The organism is Bifidobacterium oedipodis, from assembly GCF_012932425.1.
GTDB classification, from domain to species: Bacteria; Actinomycetota; Actinomycetes; order Actinomycetales; family Bifidobacteriaceae; genus Bifidobacterium; species Bifidobacterium oedipodis.
Map to the genome: position 1 here is coordinate 454,252 of NZ_JAAIII010000001.1, position 15,647 is coordinate 469,898.

13 protein-coding genes are annotated in these 15,647 nt (G+C 56.6%); 8 read left to right on the forward strand and 5 right to left on the reverse strand.

The window, feature by feature from the left end; all coding sequences use genetic code 11:
- Positions 1-19 precede the first annotated feature (19 nt).
- On the reverse strand, positions 20-1,390 hold the full coding sequence (locus G1C95_RS01930; RefSeq protein WP_169171235.1) for an MATE family efflux transporter: 1,371 nt from the start codon (positions 1,388-1,390) through the stop codon (positions 20-22).
- Positions 1,391-1,686: 296 nt separating this feature from the next.
- On the opposite strand from G1C95_RS01930, the gene G1C95_RS01935 reads away from it, so the two are divergent.
- From G1C95_RS01935 to G1C95_RS01950, 4 genes are all read left to right on the forward strand, one after another.
- The gene (locus tag G1C95_RS01935) at positions 1,687-2,937 is read left to right on the forward strand and encodes a ComEC/Rec2 family competence protein (RefSeq protein WP_169171236.1); all 1,251 of its coding nucleotides are present in this window, start codon (positions 1,687-1,689) and stop codon (positions 2,935-2,937) included.
- A 32-nt stretch (positions 2,938-2,969) separates the two neighbouring features.
- Positions 2,970-3,194 carry a DUF3006 domain-containing protein gene (locus G1C95_RS01940; protein WP_169171237.1) on the forward strand — a complete coding sequence of 75 codons (225 nt, stop codon included), beginning with the start codon at positions 2,970-2,972 and terminating at the stop codon, positions 3,192-3,194.
- A 153-nt stretch (positions 3,195-3,347) separates the two neighbouring features.
- The gene (locus G1C95_RS01945; protein ID WP_169171238.1) at positions 3,348-4,439 is read left to right on the forward strand and encodes a helix-turn-helix transcriptional regulator; all 1,092 of its coding nucleotides are present in this window, start codon (positions 3,348-3,350) and stop codon (positions 4,437-4,439) included.
- An 11-nt stretch (positions 4,440-4,450) separates the two neighbouring features.
- On the forward strand, positions 4,451-5,002 hold the full coding sequence (locus G1C95_RS01950; protein WP_205832658.1) for a GrpB family protein: 552 nt from the start codon (positions 4,451-4,453) through the stop codon (positions 5,000-5,002).
- 3 nt (positions 5,003-5,005) lie between these two features.
- On the opposite strand, the gene G1C95_RS01955 is transcribed toward G1C95_RS01950, so the two are convergent.
- A complete protein-coding gene (locus tag G1C95_RS01955) occupies positions 5,006-5,665 on the reverse strand; it encodes a response regulator transcription factor (protein WP_169171239.1) in 660 nt (219 codons plus the stop codon).
- Positions 5,662-6,957, reverse strand: a complete 1,296-nt coding sequence (locus G1C95_RS01960) for a sensor histidine kinase (RefSeq protein ID WP_169171240.1) — start codon at positions 6,955-6,957, stop codon at positions 5,662-5,664. The genes G1C95_RS01955 and G1C95_RS01960 overlap by 4 nt, the downstream gene beginning before the upstream one ends.
- Before the next feature lie 144 nt (positions 6,958-7,101).
- Between G1C95_RS01960 and G1C95_RS01965 the strand changes: the two genes are divergently transcribed.
- From G1C95_RS01965 to G1C95_RS01975, 3 genes are read left to right on the forward strand one after another with little or no spacing between them, the layout of a single operon-like run.
- The gene (locus G1C95_RS01965) at positions 7,102-8,094 is read left to right on the forward strand and encodes an ABC transporter ATP-binding protein (protein ID WP_169171510.1); all 993 of its coding nucleotides are present in this window, start codon (positions 7,102-7,104) and stop codon (positions 8,092-8,094) included.
- Between the two features lie 9 nt (positions 8,095-8,103).
- Positions 8,104-9,411 carry an ABC transporter permease gene (locus G1C95_RS01970; RefSeq protein WP_169171241.1) on the forward strand — a complete coding sequence of 436 codons (1,308 nt, stop codon included), beginning with the start codon at positions 8,104-8,106 and terminating at the stop codon, positions 9,409-9,411.
- Positions 9,398-10,699, forward strand: a complete 1,302-nt coding sequence (locus G1C95_RS01975) for an ABC transporter permease (RefSeq protein ID WP_169171242.1) — start codon at positions 9,398-9,400, stop codon at positions 10,697-10,699. Before G1C95_RS01970 ends, G1C95_RS01975 begins: the two co-directional genes overlap by 14 nt.
- A 142-nt stretch (positions 10,700-10,841) precedes the next feature.
- On the opposite strand, the gene G1C95_RS01980 is transcribed toward G1C95_RS01975, so the two are convergent.
- The gene (locus tag G1C95_RS01980; protein WP_169171243.1) at positions 10,842-12,194 is read right to left on the reverse strand and encodes a nucleobase:cation symporter-2 family protein; all 1,353 of its coding nucleotides are present in this window, start codon (positions 12,192-12,194) and stop codon (positions 10,842-10,844) included.
- Between the two features lie 45 nt (positions 12,195-12,239).
- Positions 12,240-12,818: a xanthine phosphoribosyltransferase gene (locus G1C95_RS01985; protein WP_169171244.1), complete on the reverse strand. Its 579-nt coding sequence runs from the start codon at positions 12,816-12,818 to the stop codon at positions 12,240-12,242.
- A gap of 167 nt (positions 12,819-12,985) precedes the next feature.
- On the opposite strand from G1C95_RS01985, the gene G1C95_RS01990 reads away from it, so the two are divergent.
- Positions 12,986-15,646 (forward strand): ATP-dependent helicase, encoded by a 2,661-nt coding sequence (locus tag G1C95_RS01990; RefSeq protein ID WP_169171245.1) that lies wholly within the window; start codon positions 12,986-12,988, stop codon positions 15,644-15,646.
- Position 15,647 lies beyond the last annotated feature (1 nt).

Sequence of the window (15,647 nt, forward strand, 5' to 3'; positions counted from 1 at the left end):
GTATTGAATGACGTTGTCGCTACTTGCGATAAGACGGACGATAGTAAACGAGCGAGCCAATCACCAACGCAGCGGTGATAGCCAGGCTAATCGGATACACCATCATAATTGTAGTGAAATTACGGTGCGCCGGGAACACGAACGCAATCCATCCGATGCGTGTGCCGCACACACCGAGCACGGTAAGCAGAGCCGGCACCAACGAAATGCCGAATCCGCGCAGATAGCCCGATGCCAGATCGTAGGCCACGGAGAAAATGTAGCCGATGAACACCAACACCAGACGCGTGTATCCAATGCCGACCGCATCCGGGTCGTGCACGAATATCGTCAGCATGCTATGGCCGAACAGCAGCACCAGAGCGATTACCGACGCTGTGATAATCACATCCTCCAGATAGCAGATGGCCAGCACGCGACGACAACGGGCGTTCTGCCCGGCGCCATGGTTCTGCCCGGTAAAAGTGGCGCAAGCCTGGGAGAAGGAATTGAACACTTGGTAGGCAAGCGCTTCGATGTTGAATGCGGCGCTGGAAGCGGCGATTACCGTGGAGCCGAGGCTGTTGATCGCACCTTGGATAATCACATTGGCGAAGGCGAACACCGCACCCTGCAATCCAGCAGGCACACCAATGCGCAGAATGGCGCGCAGGGCCATGCCATCCACTTGCAATGCACGCAGATCGACCTGAATGGGGGAGTCGGTGTGCGTAAGTTTTCGCAGCAACAGCATCGAACTGAACGCATTGGACAGCACGGTGGCGCATGCCACACCCGCCACCGACCAGTGGAAGCCGGCCGTCAGCAGCAATCCCAGTCCCACATTGAGCACTCCTGCCATGGCGAGCGCTTTAAGCGGCGTGGCGGTATCGCCGATGGAACGGAAGATCGCGGCCTCGAAGTTGTAGAGCAGGATTACCGGCAAACCAATCAGATAGATGCGCAGATACACCAATGCCAATGGAAGCACGTCAGCTGGTACGTTCAACAGCTTCAGGATGGCGACGGCACCAAGCTCGCCGATGATGGCGCAAATAATGCCGCCGACAACGGCCATAATGATCGCAGTGTGCACTGCTTTGCGCACTGCATCATGATTGCCACGGCCGATGGCATTGGCAATCACCACGTTGGCGCCGAGCGAAACGCCGATGAAGAGGTTGACGACCAGCATGACGATGAAACTGTTCGCGCCCACCGCTGCCACGGCCTGTGTATCCTGGGAGCCGGAAAAGTTGCCGACGATGGCCACGCCCGTCGCGTTGAACAACTGTTCGAGCATGCCCGTCGCTGCCACCGGCAAGGCGAACATGAGCACACGATTCCAAATAGGGCCATCCAACATATTAATGCCAGCGCGTTTGCCCGTTGCATCAGGTTTATTGGTCATATTGCGTGTATTATTCTTATGAGATTCTCCGGATTGCGGCATACTGGTGTACTGGTGTGTGTGATTGTTACGCATCGTCATCCTAATTCTTCGCAATCGTGTTATTGAGCGATAAACAGACCAATTTCACGATTATTATTCGCAGGGATTATAGGAGTGGTAATTTGTTGTGGCCAATGCCTGATTGTTATGGTGCACTCAAGCAAATAAGCATAATGAAATACCGCAAATAAGAACGAGATATGAAAAAATAGTGGCATAAATCCAATGTTGAGTCACGCAAAGGAGCGTACAACGTGAAGCATATATGGCAGTGGAGCCGTTCGGCTATCAGCTATCTGGCTATGATCACTACCGCCACGCTTGTCCTTGGATGTGTAGCAGGCTGCAGTTCCTCAACTAACACAATCGATTCGACCACAGCCGGCACGGATTCCGATAAGCAAGAAACCGTCGTGCAACTTACGGATCTTAAAGCGCATTTCATTGATGTTGGTCAAGGCGATTCCGAATTCCTGCAACTGCCTGACGGCAAGACGATGCTGATTGACGCCGGCGAGGCGGCAAGCGGAACAACCGTGGTCGACTATCTCAACAGCCAGGATGTTGAAGCGATTGACTATCTTGTGGCAACGCATCCTCATTCCGATCATGTGGGAGGACTCATCGGCGTCCTCGATGAGTTTGATATTGGCGAAGTATGGATGCCTGATGCGAGTGAGGGCACCGAAACCTACAACGAATTTCTTGACGCCGTTGAATCGGAGGATTGCGAGGTCAACAAAGCCACTGCCGGGGAGCAAATCATTGACGAAGACGCCGGCTATGAGGTTGCTGTGCTTGGCCCGCAAAGCAATATTCAATCCGATGATATGAATCATTATTCCATCGTTCTGAAGGTTACGTACGGCGATACGGCGATGCTGTTCACTGGCGACGCCCCGGCCGCATCCATCGTCGAGGATGATCCCGGGCACGTGGATGTGCTTAAAGCGGCCCATCATGGCAGTGCAACGGGAACGGACGCGGCCGTCATGGAGGCTACCAGTCCAACCAATATCATCATGTCCTATGCCGAGGGCAATGATTACGGTCATCCCGATCAGAGCGCCCTTGATGCGGCAGCAGGAGCGAGCGCCAAAGTCTACAGCACTGCCGCGAATGGCAATATTGTCGTCACCTCCGATGGCAAAAGTGTCACGGTCTCCACAGCGCGAACGGGTGATGTGGTAGCCGGCGTAAGTGCTGAAGAAAAGGCTCGTCGAGAATCGGAAGAGAAAGCCCGGCAAGAAGCCGAGGCTCAAGCCGCAGCTGAGGAACAAGCGCGTCAGGAGGCGGAAGCAGCCGCTGCGGCTCAGGCACAGGCTGAAGCTCAAGCCTTGCAAGAGCAGCAGGCTCAGCAGGAAACCGTATACCTCACGCCTACGGGAGAGAAATATCATCGTGCAGGATGCCGCACCATGAACCGTACGAAAAATCCGATCCCTGTAAGCAAACAGGAGGCAATCAACCGAGGCTACGGACCATGTGGCGTTTGCCATCCGTGAGTACACCGAACAGTTCTGCAAGGAGGAACAGCATGCTGATCATTGACAGAATCGAGAACGATACGGCCGTCGTGGAAACACCCGAAGGGCACATCCATGTTCCCGTGGCGAATATCGAGGGCAGGGTGCGGGATGGTGCCGTGCTCATTGAGAAGGATACTGATGCGTACATCGTCGATGAGGATGAGACGAACGTTCGAGCCGAGATGTCAAAGACTCGCACCAAAGCGTTATTCGAACGGACGATCAGACGATGAACAGTGAGCTCAAAACGTTGGAATGACGCCGATGCAACCACAGGTTGCGCGGGATTTTCAGAATGCGACCGCAAGTTGGTAGCGCCAAATGGGGCAGATAGCGCATAGTGAGGCCATACACTGAAGCGCGTAACTATGTAAAGGAGTCCCACGATGAGCTTCCGTGACAATCTGCAATATTTGCGAGCGAGCCGTAATCTGACACAGGAGCGTCTGGCAATGTTGTTGGGCGTCTCACGCCAGTCCATATCCAAATGGGAAAGCGAAAAGGCTTATCCCGAAATGGATAAGCTGATGATGATCTGCGATCTGTTCGGCTGCACGTTGGACGATCTGGTTATGGGTGATGTGCGCAATCCTGCCAAGGCTCTGGCATCGACTGATTCGCCAGTTCGTGATTCACCTGCAACATCCGCAGTTTCCGATGACGATCATGTTCAGGATCAACAAGTTCCGGACGGCGGCTTACGGACGATGACCTCTGCGGAACCGGCGCAGGATATGACCGGTTACGACGATCATGTGCGCCGGTTCGCCGTAATGATGGCGTCAGGTGTTGCAGCAGTTACTGTCGGCGTAGGTGTGGCGAATCTGTTCGACGAACACTATTCGATTATCGGGCCAAGTCCATGGAACGAAGTCCTATCCGCACTGTTTGTCCTCGTGGGCGCGGTAATAGGACTTGCTTTGCTGATTCCTGGCGGCCTGGCACATCACGAGTTCAATCGCCGGCATCCATTCATCGAAGATTTCTACACCGATGCTGATCGAACATATGCCGCACGACGTACCGCCGTGGGCGTGGTCGTTGGCATCGCCGTTATCATCGCTGGCCTTACGATGACAATATACGCCGAAGAAGTGCTGCTCGCCGACGACGGGTGGCCGGTATGCCTGATGATGATCGCGTCAGCAATCGGCGTGTGGCTGTTCATCTATGTGGGCATCCGTTATGCGTTGATGAATATCGACGAGCGTAATGCGTCTTTGGAAAAGGAACGCAAGGAACGTTCCGGCGAACATGACCGCTATGCAGAGCTCACCGGCGCGGTATGCGGCATCATCATGATCATTGCCACCATCATCGGTATGCTGCTGCTGTTTACGGGCGAGCCCATCGACGAGATGAATCAGTCCAGCGGATGGCAAACCGGACAGGGCCTGTTCTGGCTGCCCTGGCCCATCGGCGGCCTATGCTGCGGCATTGCCACGCTGATCATCCAAATCTTCAAGAACCGTCGATAGGAGCAAAGTCAATGTTGAATGGTTTGCCAAGAGGCACTGTGCGGCTGATGGCCCATCACTATGAATGGGATGAAGAGGCGAAGCGAACCATTGAAGACCTGCGTCATATTCTGGGTAATGCCGCCATTGATATCCAACATATTGGCAGCACGGCAATTCCTTCGATTTGCGCAAAACCCATAATCGACATTGTCATAGGCGTGGAGAAGGTGGCCGTGATCGCGCGTTACGCACAACCTCTGGAAAACAATGGTTATATTATTCGCGGCGAAGACGTTCAAGAACAGCTTCTCCTGGTGAAAGGCGATTTTGAACAAGATACCAGAACGCACCATATTCACGTAGTGAAATGGAATGGTGAGGCATGGAACAATTACATCAATTTGCGTGATTATCTCAACGCGTTCCCGGAAAAAGCCGCAGCATACGGTGGTCTCAAACAACAACTTGCGATTCGATTTCCTCAGGATCGTATGCAATACACGAATGGCAAGCAATCAATGATCAACGAATTGCTTGAAGAAGCAAAACTATGGCGAGCTCAACAATCGTGCCATGCATGAAGCTCAGCGATGGGCATTGATCCAGAAGATGGCAAGCTGGGTGCGATTGGACAGATGCAGTTTGTCAAGGATGCCGCTGATGCGGTTGCGCACCGTGCCTTCGGAAAGGAACAGCTTCGCGGCGATTTCGCGATTATCGAACCCTTCCGCGACCAGCATGGCGATATCGCGCTCGCGGCCGGACAGTGTATCTTCGAGGTTTTCAAGGCCTGGCGCATCGCTTGTACCGACTGTGGTCTCTGTGGCGTTCTTTGATCCGGTGAGTTTGCCGAGTACTTCGGCACCGAGCACCACTTGCCCGGCCATCACCGCCTGTACTGCCGGTGCCACCGAGGTCACATCCTGTTTGATAAGATAGCCCTTCGCACCCAATGCCATGGCTTGATCAATATATGATTTGTCCGCGAAGGTGGTGAGGAACAGGATACGGGCCGCCTTGTCGAATTCGAGGATGCGGCGAGCGGCTTCGAGCCCGTCCATGCCGGGCATTTGGATGTCAATGAGCATCACGTCGGGTCGCATCGCCGGGCCGGATTGGTACTGTTCCAACGCTTCGATCCCATCGTTGGCGGTCCACACCACCTCCGCAGTGCCGGTCGCCTGAAGAATCGTGGCGAGCGACGAACATACGATGGCGTCGTCGTCCGCAATGGCCACTTTCATGTCGTCTCTCCTTGCTGGGTCATGGCATCATGGTCTTTGGCGTACCATGAGGCCTTTGGTATCGAGACGAATACACGCCAGCCGATGCCATAATGGCCGGCTGACCATATACCGTCGAGCGCGCGGACGCGGGATTCCATGTCCGCCAATCCCATGCCGCGAAAATCACGCGCCCTCTTCGCACTGAGCTGTTCGTCATCATTGCCACCATTATCCTGCACGACCAGTTGCCAGAACGCAGGGAAATCCTGTAATGTCACTGTCGTCTCAGTGGCCATGCTATGTCGTGCGGCATTAGACAGCGATTCTCGGATTATCGCGGAAAAACAGCGAGCAACAGGCGCAGGAGCATCAACAATACTGTTGTGTACGACGACATGCAGACGACCGGTCGAACGTGTGGCTTGCTCTATCCATGCAGCAAAATCAACTCCTGAATCGTCAAGATCGTGCACCGAACGCCGCATCATCGTCATCGCCTCGTCAAGAGTGACGTGAATATCAGCGAACGCCTGCGCGGATACATCGTCATGCCGTGCGTCGGCAAGCACACGGGCCGCCTGAGTCTGCATGATCGCGCGAGTGAGCAGATGCCCCACATTGTCATGAATATCCCGCGCGATGCGCGTGCGCTCGCTTAGCAAAGCCGTATGTGTGGCCTCCATGCGATCTTCATGGGCATCGGAGAGTTGCTGCCGAAGCGCCCGCACGCTGCTACGACGTTCGTCCTGTGTTCGTCTAAGCTGGCTTGTGGCCAGCCCCTGCCGATACGCCATCGAACCCCATAGGAACGCCATCGTCGATAACAGCATGATGACGGTGCAGAAGATACGCATATCGGGGCGGCTCAGCAGCGTCCAACATGACGGTACGAGCCACAGATACCGTGATATCGGCGAGATGAGGAATTGTCGCATTCGAGAATCCGGATGTTGCGGTTTCGTCGGAGAGCAATCGTTGCCGTTACGGGAACGTCCAGCGAACCGAGCCATGTCGAATGCGATCACAGGCAAGGCGAATCCGACCATGGGCAGGACACACGAGCATACAAGTGCAAAACATTGTGCAACAGCGGCGGCAATCGTGAACCGTGTTGCGGTAAACAGCCATTCCGTTATGGCCGCATAGCAAACAACTATCAGCATCAGTGCCACAATCGGCGCCGTCACCGCACCCCTCCATTGGACGAGCAGCAACGCACATAGCGCAGTCAGCAGCAGCTTGTCCAATAATCCGGTCACAACCATGAGTCTACTCACCCTCATACGCCACGCGATGGTGACGAATGTCATTACCTGTACACCATATCGTGAGCGTGGTCACCGGTGTCGAACCCGCTTCATGGGAGATGATGGAGGCAACGACGATATGGAATACGGGAAGGGACGATGATGAGCGGCAATAACAACAAGCCGTATACATCCGGCGGACAATCGATGGGTTCGACGCGAGGCGACGATACGCCGGCTTCGGCTGTCGCAGTGCATGGCTTGGTCAAACGGTACGGCGACATGCTGGCACTCGACTATTTCGACCTCGATGTGCATCAAGGCGAGATCTTCGGTCTGCTCGGCCCCAACGGATCGGGCAAATCCACGGCCATCAACTGCATCCTCGCGCTGCTGACCTACGACGAGGGCGAGATTCGCGTATTCGGCAAGCCGGTCACGCCGACCAGCTACGACGTGAAGCGGCGCATCGGCATCGTGCCACAAAACGTGGCCGTGTTCAACGAACTCACCGTCACCGAGAACATCGACTATTTCTGCTCGCTGTACATCACAGATCGCAAGCGTCGTACCGAACTGGTCGATCAGGCCATCGACTTCGTCGGATTGGGAGAGTTTCGCAAGTTCCGACCCGGCAAACTCTCCGGAGGTCTCAAACGACGGCTCAATATCGCCTGCGGCATCGCCCACCAACCGGATCTCATCTTCTTCGACGAACCGACCGTGGCCGTCGACCCGCAAAGCCGCAACGCCATCCTCGAAGGCATCCAACGCCTCAACCGCGAAGGCGCGACAATCGTATACACCAGCCACTACATGGAGGAGGTCGAACAAATCGCCGACCGCATCCTCATCATGGACCACGGCCGGCATCTCGCGCTCGGCACCGCCGAAGAGCTCAAAGGCATGATCGGCATGGGGGAGCGCATCAGTATCGCGACTTTGGACCTTGACGACAAGGTGCTGCAACGGGTGCGCTCGCTGCCGTTCGTCATCGAAGCCGTATGGGATGGCAAAGAACTGGACGTGCGATGCCGTCGAGGCGAGCGAAATCTCGTCGACCTGCTCGACGTGTTGAACGCTGGAGGCATCAATGTCGGCCATTTGAGCAGCCGGCCGCCCACCCTGAACGATGTGTTCCTCGAACTGACCGGAACCGCTCTGCGCGATTCGACCGAACACGCGGAAACCAGGGAATAGGAGCACGTCATGTGGAGTACGTTCAACGCTGTGCTGCGCCTCGGCATGCGCGATCGATCCGCTGTATTCTGGATGATCTGCTTCCCGATCATCCTCGCCACGCTACTGCAGGGTGTGTTCGGCGGCATATCTGACCATAACGTGATTGAAACCGTGCCCGTGGCGGTGGTAAGGAACTCGGCATGGAATGATGCATATGGTGCCGAACGGTTCGTGCAGGCCTTGTCTTCGGCATCGGATGATAACAGCCAAAACGACGATATGCCGACACTGATGAGCGTGACCGAAACGGAAGATATGCAACAGGCGGAACGGCTGCTGCAACAAGGAACGTGCCGCGCCATCCTCGCTGTGGATGGCGACGGCTATATCGTCATGACCGTATCCGATACGACGGCGGCCCAAGTGCAAGCCGCGCAAGTGAACGGCGGCGATGCCATATCGTTGAGCCTGAGCGCGTTAAGCAACGTGATCGACGTGTTCAACATGAACAGCGGCATCATCACCGACGCCATCGCCACAGCTTTGCGAGATAATCCACAGTTGGCAGGCGATCCCGACTTCTGGAAGACAATTGCCGACCGTGTTGGAGGCGTATCGAGCGGTACCGACGCCGATACTTCAGATGCGAATAACAACGACATCACAGGATCCTTCACCACGGAAACCACGCTTACCCGTTTCACTCCCGAGCCCATGGCGCGATACCATTTCGCGCTTCTGGGCATGGTCGTCATGCTGTGCATGCTGTTCTCCTGCTTCCCCCTGGTGTATATGCAGGCGAATCTGACCGATAGCGGTGCGCGCATCAGCGCCGGTGCGCTACCGAAATCACGCATGGTGATAGGCATATTCCTATCCGGATGGCTGCAGGCGTTCATGGCTTCCAGCATCGTGTTCCTGTATACCCGCTATGTGCTTGGCATCACCGTCGGTGGGCGCGAGCTTTTGGCCGAAGTCGGGCTGCTTGTCGCCTCGCTGGCCGCCAGTGCCATGGGATTGGCGCTTGGAGCGATACCCAGACTCTCGCTGAATGCAAAGAACGCGGTGGGAATCGCATTTGCCGTAGGATTATCCGTTCCCGCAGGGCTTATGGGCACCACGTCGATGGAACTCAACGACCTAATCCAACGTGACGCGCCCATCCTCCATCTCATCAGTCCGGTCAAACAGGTGTCGAATCTGTTCTACGACCTGCTGTACTACGACAGTCTCGTCCCATTCGCCCAGACCGTCATCATTCTGCTCGTCATGTCCGCGATCGCCATGATCGCAGCGACGGCATTGCTGAGGAGGCAACGCTATGAACACCTGTAAAGCCGCGTTTCTGATCATCAGGGCGCATATGGCCGTGATTCTGGGCTACCTGGTTGCCTGCAGCCTGCTGATGGTTATTCTCGCCATCGGAGTGGTGGTCGCTTTAGGCAATGAAAACGGCGATACTGCGGACACCTTCCAGTCGACAACGGTCGGCATGGCGGTCATCGATCGGGATGATGCTTCGAATCATGCGTTCAAACGAGGACTCGAACGCGCTCTAGGTGAGAACGCGACATTCCTTGATGTGCGTGACGCCAAACGTGACATGCAGGATGCCGTGGCCACCGATCAGGCCAAACTGCTTGTCGTCATTCCGCAAGGGTACGCCGAACGGTTCGCTCAAGCAGCCCGTAACGGGGGAGCGATGCCGACCGTCGAAACGGTGACCAGCTTCAGCTCCGGCTCGGCATCCATGGCGAGTATACAAGTCAATGGGTTCCTTTCGACGGTGCGCGCCGCGCTTAGTGTGGATGGGAACATCTCAATCAACGAGGCCATCAATCGTGTGATCGAACAAAAGTCTCATCTGCCGAAAGTGGCCGTGCAAGCCATGAGCGTCGATAGCGATGGTGACAATGCGTCAAAACGAAGTTCGGCGGTATCGGTCAGCGCATTCATCGTGGTGTCCGGCAGCATGATCTATTCAATGCTGGCAGTGATGACACTGGCCGTCGGCCTGGTGGTGTCACGGTTCAACGAAGGATTGGTGCGTGAGCGTCTGGGAGCGGCGCCGCAATCGGCTGCTGGCGTCGGAGGTGGCGTGTTGGCTGCCAGTCTGATCATGGCAATGGTCGTTTGGATATACCATGTAGCGCTGGTGCTGATTGTCGCTGCCGTCATGCCGGGAGGCCTGTCGGCATTGAGACCGGATAGTGTGGGCTTGTCTTTGATTGCAATCGCGGCGCTGAGTCTGATGACATTGGCATTCGGTTTCATGGTCGGACAGTTCGGATTGTCACCGAACGCCACCAGTGGCGTGTCCAATGTGATGAGCTTGTCGATGACTTTCCTTTCCAGCGCGTGGATTCCATCGTCCTTGATGCCCGATGCCATGGTGACCGTAGCCAAATTTACACCCGGCTGGTGGTATGTGGAGGCCATTTATCAGGCTTTCGGCGGACGTGACGCCGCCATCGCCGGAGCCCCTGATTTCAACGGTTGGTACGAATCAGTCGGCATAGTGCTGCTGTTCGCACTCGCCTTCGCGTCCGTAGGGCTGGCCTTCAGTCGGCTGCGTCAGCTCAATCCCACAGGTTCCGGCGCAATGCTGACCCAAGTGATGTGATACGAAAAGGGCTTGCGATTCTGATGAATCACAAGCCCCGATTTTATGAAAAGCTTTGTTAAGCGGCTGGCTCCGGCGGGAGAAAGCCCACTGGGCTTTCTCTTGATCCGCCTCGCGCGGACTGAGATCGAAGTCAGTCCGCTTATGCTTCCTTCGCGGCCTGTGGCGCACTCAAGAAGTGCTCTTCGCTGGGCAGAACGAAGTTGAGGATCACAGCCACCACGAAGGCGACGGCGATGCAGTTCGAGGCGAAGATCTGCTGGAACAGAGCCGGGAAATGCACGAAGATGTCACTCACCTGGGTGAAGCCGATACCGATGGTCAGGCTCAGTGCGGCGATGGTGATATTGCGCTGCGAGAAGCCGGCCTCGGCGATCATCTGGAAGCCGGAGAGGATGATGTTGCCGAACATCATGATCGTGCAGCCGCCGAGCACGGCCTGCGGCAGTGAGTTGAACACTTCGGCGATGGCGGGCACGAAGCTTGCCACGATAAGGATCAGACCGCCGGAGAGAATCACCTTGCGGTTGACGACCTTGGTCATGGCCACAAGTCCGATATTCTGTGCGAAGGAGGTCAATGGCAGGCATCCGAACAGGCCGGACACCGTGGAAATCAGACCGTCGCCTGCGATTGCGCCTGCAGTTTCCTTCTCCGTGGGCAGACGGTTCAGGCCAACCTTGGTCAGAGCGGCCGTGTCGCCCAGCACCTCAACCGAGGAGACGACATACAGCAGGCCGAGGGAGATAATCGCACCCCAATCGAATTCAGGCTTGAACGGCATGAACTGCGGCACGGAGACGATGGCGAGATCAGTAAAGCCGGAGAAATCAACCTTGCCCATGCAGATTGCCACCACATAGCCCACCACAAGGCCGAACAGCACGGACAACTGCTTGGCGGTGCCCTTCATCAGGAGCTGGAACGCGAGGCAGGCCACAAGCGAGATAAGCCCAAGCGTCAGGTTCTGCCAGGAACCGAAGTCCTCGGCACCGTCGCCACCACCAAACGAAGTCGCGCCCACGGTAAGCAGCGAGAAGCCAATCGAGGTGACGACGATGGCCGAGACGATCGGTGGCACGAAACGACGCCAGTACTTGGCCGTGAGGCCGAGCACAAGCTCCAGAATGCCGCCGACCAGCACGGCGCCGACGACCGCGCCATAGCCTTTGTCGGCGCAGATGGCGACTGCGGCGGCCACATAGGTGAACGAAATACCGGTCACCATCGGCAGACGCGAACCGATGCGCCATACTGCATACAGCTGCAGGCAAGTGCCGAGACCCGCCACCAGCAGGCCGGCCTGGATCACGGCGGCCGACTGCTCGGGGCTCATCTTCGCGGCCGAAGCCACGATGAAAATCGGGGCAAGGTTCGCCACGAACATCGCCATCACATGCTGCAGGCCGAACGGAATACCTTTCCAGAACGACACCGGGGCATCGAGCGAGGTCAACGCCTCCATCGAAATGCCCTTCTTCTTCTCTTCAGACATGGTTTCCTCTCTAGTTTGCGATGAATATGCTGTGCGAGCAGTCGTTTAGCGGAATTCGATTCGGCCGGTTTCGGGATCCATGGACTCGACGATGGCCAATGAATCCACGTCGTAGCCTTCGGCGCGAAGTGCGTCACCGCCGCCTTGGAAGCCCTTCTCCACAGCGATACCAATGCCTTCAACCGTGGCACCTGCCGCCTTGCACAGGTCGATCAGACCGCGCAATGCTTTGCCGTTGGCAAGAAAATCATCAATAAGCAGCACATGATCGCCAGGATTTAAATACTTTTTGGAAACGATCACCGGGAATTCCTTCTGCTTGGTGAAGGAATAGACGGTGGTGGAATACTGTTCGCCGTCGAGGTTGATCGACTGCGCCTTCTTGGCGAATACCACCGGCACGTTGTCGAAATGCTGTGCGGCGCAGCAGGCGATGCCAATGCCGGATGCCTCGATCGTCAGGATCTTGGTGATGTGCTTGCCGGCGAAATGCTCGGCCCAGGCCGCGCCCATGCGATCGAACAGTCGCACATCGCACTGATGGTTCAAGAAGGCGTCCACTTTCAGCACATTGCCCGCCTTGACGGTGCCTTCGCTTTGGATGCGTTCCTCAAGTTCCTTCATAACGTTCCCTTGCGTCAGTATGGTTGATGGATTCGCAAAAGGCATGACTGCCCCCGCATATTGTGTTAAGCATACGCGGGTCGAATGACTCGGCTGCGACACGAAGGATGACGGGGACTTCTGGTAGATATGAATGTCGCATATCACGCTTAAGGCAGGGGAGGAATATGTACGACGAGCCGGAAGTCATCGCCCGTTCCGCGGCCGAGCTGGTGGGCGATCTGAACCCGCAGCAGGCCGAGGCCGTGCAGTACCAGGGGCAGGCGCTATTGATTGGCGCCGGCGCTGGTTCGGGCAAGACGCGCGTGCTCACCCGTCGTATCGCCTGGATCCTGAGCCAGTTCGGCGCATGGCCCAGCCAGATTCTCGCCATCACCTTCACCAACAAGGCCGCGGCCGAAATGCGCGAACGTTTGGAAGGTTTGATCGGCCCAGTGGCCCAGCGCATGTGGGTGTCCACTTTCCATTCGGCCTGCGTGCGCATCCTGCGCCGTGACGGCAAGTCGATCGGTTTGAAATCCGGTTTTTCGATTTATGATTCCGCCGATTCCGAGCGTCTGGTGAAAATCATCGCCACCGAATTCAATCTGGATATCAAGCGCTACACGCCGCGTTCGATTCTGGGTGCCATTTCTGACCTGAAGAACAACCTGACCGGTTGGAAGGAATATTTGGCCGTTCATGCGCCTGACTTCACGCCCGGCCAGCGGGGCTACCAGTTCGGCCACGCCGGCGACTTGGAAGCCATTCACGCGGTTATCTACGCTGAATATGAGCATCGCCTCGCCCTGGCCAACGCCGTTGATTTTGACGACCTGATCGGCCGCACCGTCGAATTGCTGCGCACTGATCCCGCAGTAGCCGAATATTATCATCATCGGTTCCGCTATATTCTGGTGGACGAGTATCAGGACACCAACCATGCCCAGTATGTGCTTGTGCGCGAACTTGCCGGCGTGGATGCGGGGGAGCGCTCTGACGCTTCCAATGCCGGCGGTATCACGCGATTCGCCGGTAAAACCGGCCCCGCGTGGATTACCGTCGTGGGCGATTCCGATCAGTCGATTTATGCGTTCCGTGGCGCGGATATTCGCAACATCCAAGACTTCGAGCAGGATTTTCCGAATGCGAAAACCATCATGCTCGAGCAGAACTATCGTTCCACGCAAACGATTCTGGATGCGGCCAACGCGGTGATCAAGAACAATGAGGGGCGCAAACCCAAGAAGCTGTGGACCGCGATGGGAAAGGGCGAGCCAATTGTTGGCTACGCCGCTGATAATGCTCAGCAGGAGGCCCAGTGGGTGGCTGGCGAAATCGCTCGTTTGCATGCCGAAGAGGGTATCGCCTACTCGGATATGGCCATTATGTACCGTGCCAACGCGCAGTCCCGTTCGTTGGAAGAGGCCTTGATCAACGGGGGAGAGCCCTATCAGCTGGTCGGCGGCACGAAGTTCTACGAGCGCAGGGAGGTCAAGGATGCGCTGGCCTATTTGCAGTCGTTGGTCAATCCCGATGACGATGTGAACCTGCGCCGTATTCTCAACGTGCCCAAACGTGGACTTGGCGATCGCGCCGAAGGCATACTGTTGGCGTATGCACGTGAGCATGGCACCAGCTTCTTCTATGCGCTGATGCACTTGGATGACATCGAGAACATGCCCACACGAACCGCCACCCAGCTTCGGGCCTTCCGCGATCTAATGGCCTCGCTGTCGCAGTTCACCCGCGCCCATGACACCAAGCCCAGCGAAGTGGTGGCCGAAGTGCTCGACAAATCCGGGCTGCGCGCGGAACTGGAGAAGTCCGTGGATCCACAGGACGCCTCTCGTTTGGAAAATCTTTCCCAGCTGCAATCCACCGCCGCTGAATTCGAGCAGAACACTCCCGATGCCACGCTGGCCGGTTTCCTCGAAACCACGGCGCTGGTGGCCGACTCCGACCAGTTGCCCGGTGAAGGCGAGGATTCCGGCAAGGTCACGTTGATGACTTTGCACACTGCCAAGGGTCTGGAATATCCGGTGGTGTTCCTGACGGGTCTTGAACAAGGCACCTTCCCCCATTCGCGTTCGATGGAGGACACCACCGAACTGCAAGAGGAGCGTCGCTTGGCGTATGTGGGCATTACGCGTGCCAAGCAGCGCCTGTACGTCACGCGCGCGGCCGTGCGCTCCCAGTGGGGGCAGGCCGCCGATATGATGCCCAGCCAGTTCCTTGACGAGATTCCCGCCGAACTGATTGATTGGAAACGCCGCGAAGCCGGCGTTGAACGCATGCGTGCCGGATGGGAGGGTTCCGGCGATGCCTTCGACGATGAGTTCGGAGGCTGGGATGATGATGTTTCCGGCGTGACGTTCGGTGGGTCTTCCTATGGTTCGCGTTCCCGTTATGGCTCAAGCTCGGCGTATGGTTCACGAGGTTCGGGTTCAACGTTCGGCGGATCTTCCTATGGTTCCGGTTCGTATGGTTCTTACGGTTCCGGCAGTCGCCGTGCTTCGTCGGCCTCGTTCGGATCCCGTTATGGTTCTGGCCATGGGGCGAGCTCATCTGGCACGTCACGTTCCAGCTCGTATGGGCAGACTCGCGGCAGCAAAGTCACCACACGCCACACCACGCCTAAAACCACGGCTGCTTCCGCCGTGTCCAAGGACAATGGTCTTAATATTGCGGATTTCGCCATCGGCGACAAGGTAACACACGACAAGTTCGGTCTCGGCACCGTCGTTGACGTGCAAGACAAGGGCCGCAACTCGGTGCTCACCGTAGACTTCGGCTCCGCCGGCACCAAACGTCTCATGTTAAGAGTGGCACCGATCGAAAAGCTGTAAG

Bases quoted from the DNA above. Each gene is read 5' to 3' on its own strand.
- G1C95_RS01980 (WP_169171243.1), bottom strand. From the start codon at position 12,194: ATGTCTGAAGAGAAGAAGAAGGGCATTTCGATGGAGGCGTTGACCTCG.
- G1C95_RS01940 (WP_169171237.1), top strand. From the start codon at position 2,970: ATGCTGATCATTGACAGAATCGAGAACGATACGGCCGTCGTGGAAACA.
- G1C95_RS01990 (WP_169171245.1), top strand. From the start codon at position 12,986: ATGTACGACGAGCCGGAAGTCATCGCCCGTTCCGCGGCCGAGCTGGTG.
- G1C95_RS01965 (WP_169171510.1), top strand. From the start codon at position 7,102: ATGGGTTCGACGCGAGGCGACGATACGCCGGCTTCGGCTGTCGCAGTG.
- G1C95_RS01945 (WP_169171238.1), top strand. From the start codon at position 3,348: ATGAGCTTCCGTGACAATCTGCAATATTTGCGAGCGAGCCGTAATCTG.
- G1C95_RS01950 (WP_205832658.1), top strand. From the start codon at position 4,451: ATGTTGAATGGTTTGCCAAGAGGCACTGTGCGGCTGATGGCCCATCAC.
- G1C95_RS01970 (WP_169171241.1), top strand. From the start codon at position 8,104: ATGTGGAGTACGTTCAACGCTGTGCTGCGCCTCGGCATGCGCGATCGA.
- G1C95_RS01975 (WP_169171242.1), top strand. From the start codon at position 9,398: ATGAACACCTGTAAAGCCGCGTTTCTGATCATCAGGGCGCATATGGCC.
- G1C95_RS01955 (WP_169171239.1), bottom strand. From the start codon at position 5,665: ATGAAAGTGGCCATTGCGGACGACGACGCCATCGTATGTTCGTCGCTC.
- G1C95_RS01960 (WP_169171240.1), bottom strand. From the start codon at position 6,957: ATGACATTCGTCACCATCGCGTGGCGTATGAGGGTGAGTAGACTCATG.
- G1C95_RS01930 (WP_169171235.1), bottom strand. From the start codon at position 1,390: ATGACCAATAAACCTGATGCAACGGGCAAACGCGCTGGCATTAATATG.
- G1C95_RS01985 (WP_169171244.1), bottom strand. From the start codon at position 12,818: ATGAAGGAACTTGAGGAACGCATCCAAAGCGAAGGCACCGTCAAGGCG.